The organism is Mesorhizobium sp. YIM 152430 (assembly GCF_029210365.1).
GTDB lineage: Bacteria > Pseudomonadota > Alphaproteobacteria > Rhizobiales > Rhizobiaceae > Aliihoeflea.
The window spans coordinates 1-1,669 of the sequence record NZ_JARGES010000024.1; the positions used below are offsets into that span (position 1 = coordinate 1).

The window sequence follows — 1,669 nt, forward strand, 5'->3', positions numbered from 1 at the left end:
AATTCCGGGTGAACATTTCTGAGGCTTGAAGCTCACAAATGTTCAGGATGCGACGCGCAGCTCCTGACACGTAAGGCCCCGCAAAATTGGCAGGGCAAAGGGCTAGATCGACGCCTTGATTGCGACTCACCAATCCCCCTTACGATTCTCGCATGATACCTGATTCACCATGGTTAATCGTTCCCTGCCTTTTCTGTGGGCAGCGTTCGGTGACACAAGAGAGAGGCAATCGGCGTTTCGGCGGCGGCAAGCTGCTGGACGGCTGCTTTAACCGCGCCCAGGTCGATACCGATCATTTCCGAAATGATGGTAGGGCAGGGCGGAATTCCTGCCCGTTCCAGGTGAGCGATGGCAACAACCACTGCTAACTGATCGACTAGGAATTGCCGGCTTGGGGTGTGTCTCACGGCACCGTGAACATCGCAAGTCGGTATGACGGAAGCTCTACGGAACGAAATGCGGTTTTGGTCTAGCTGCCCCATAGGCCCTTGATTTTCATGGTTGTTGGCGCGTTAGCACGGCTTTAAGTGCCGCAAATTCCGGCGTCTCGATAAGCTTAAGCGCCGTCGATCGACCGCGCCCCAATCGGTTGTGCGTCTGCTCAGCGTGAAGGACGCCCTTCTCCACCAGAGAAGTGACAAGTCGATGGGTTTGGGCGCGGGAGAGCCCGTAGGCTTCCGTGACCATTTGTGCCGTTACGACTTCTTCGCGCGCTTCGAGAGCATAGATCGTCATCAGCACGGCGACCTGTTGCAGACGCATGGAAGGCGTCTCGTCCGGCAATGCGCGCTCGATAACAGGCTTCACCATTTCCCAAACCAGACGGTTGCTTTCCATTGGGTTTTAATGTTCCTATATCGCTACATTTAGCAGTCGTCAAATCCGTCCAATTCTTACGTCCTTTCGTGAGGTGTTGCGATCCCAAGTGGCGGCCGCGTGGCTTTTCGGTGACAAACCGGTTGCTGCTGCCGCCAAGGAACCTATCGGGGGTTGACGTTAAAACGTCTTTAATTGATTAGGATTTGCGACTATTAACTCATATGACTTCCGGGGAGGGGTCGAGCGAATGGCCACAGACAGGGGTGCGGAAGCAAAGCGGAGATTGGTCAACAATCTTCGCTCATCATTGGGTCCGACGATCATGGCGGCCCTTGATGACCCGCTTGTTGTCGAAGTCATGCTCAATCCCGATGGCAGTCTGTTTATCGAGCGCATCGGGCATGGCGTCGAAAATGCGGGCAGAATGGAGCCGCACGATGCCGAAAACGTGATCGGCAAGGTCGCGCACGCGCTGAAGACTGTCGCCACCCAAGACAGGCCGATCATTTCTGGGGAACTGCCCCCTGACGGGCATAGGTTCGAGGGCATTTTGCCTCCGGCCGCTCCCGCACCCGTTTTCAACATTCGCAAGCGCGCCTCGATGCTGATCCGGCTCGATCGCTATGTTGCCGACGGCATTATGACGCCGGCCCAGGTCGAGGTCATTCGCGAAGCGATCGCAGACCGCCTCAACATCGTTATCTCTGGCGGGACGGGCACCGGAAAGACCACCCTGACGAACGCCATTCTGGCTGAACTGGTCGAAGTGACGCCGGATCATCGTCTTGTGATCCTCGAGGACACAGCCGAAATCCAATGTTCGGCAAAGAACCATGTGTCCCTGCACACA

2 protein-coding genes are annotated in these 1,669 nt (G+C 56.1%); one reads left to right on the forward strand and one right to left on the reverse strand.

The window, feature by feature from the left end:
* Positions 1 to 495: 495 nt before the first annotated feature.
* On the reverse strand, positions 496 to 837 hold the full coding sequence (locus PZ895_RS07070; RefSeq protein WP_275838317.1) for a helix-turn-helix domain-containing protein: 342 nt from the start codon (positions 835 to 837) through the stop codon (positions 496 to 498).
* A gap of 229 nt (positions 838 to 1,066) precedes the next feature.
* Here PZ895_RS07070 and PZ895_RS07075 point away from each other — a divergent pair.
* On the forward strand, positions 1,067 to 1,669 hold a 603-nt coding region (locus PZ895_RS07075; RefSeq protein WP_275838318.1), incomplete at its 3' end, for an ATPase, T2SS/T4P/T4SS family.